Annotated in this window: 1 protein-coding gene; it reads left to right on the forward strand. The window is 63.0% G+C overall.

The genetic code is table 11. From position 1 onward, the window contains the following. On the forward strand, positions 1-221 hold a 221-nt coding region (locus P8629_RS11575), incomplete at its 5' end, for a hypothetical protein (RefSeq protein ID WP_278166279.1). Positions 222-292 lie beyond the last annotated feature (71 nt).

Genomic DNA, 292 nt, shown 5'->3' on the forward strand with positions numbered 1-292 from the left:
TGGATCAGGTGACCCATCAGAACGCACGGCTGGTGCAGGAAGCCTCCGCGGCAAGCCACACGCTGGATGAGCGTGCGGGGGACATGCACTCCCTGGTCAGCCGCTTCCAGGTGAGCCACGATGCCGGGCGTCAGCCTGCGGCGCTGCCCTCTCAGTCATTGTCTCAGTCACCGTCCCAGTCTCGACGACATGCTCAATCACAGCCCGCTCGCTTGAAATAAGCGCTTCTCCATCCACCTCACCTTCCCTCGACAGCGAACGCCCCGGCGTTCGCTGTTTGCCTCTCAATCGG

The sequence above is a fragment of the Hydrogenovibrio sp. 3SP14C1 genome (assembly GCF_029625905.1).
Taxonomy (GTDB): Bacteria; Pseudomonadota; Gammaproteobacteria; order Thiomicrospirales; family Thiomicrospiraceae; genus Hydrogenovibrio.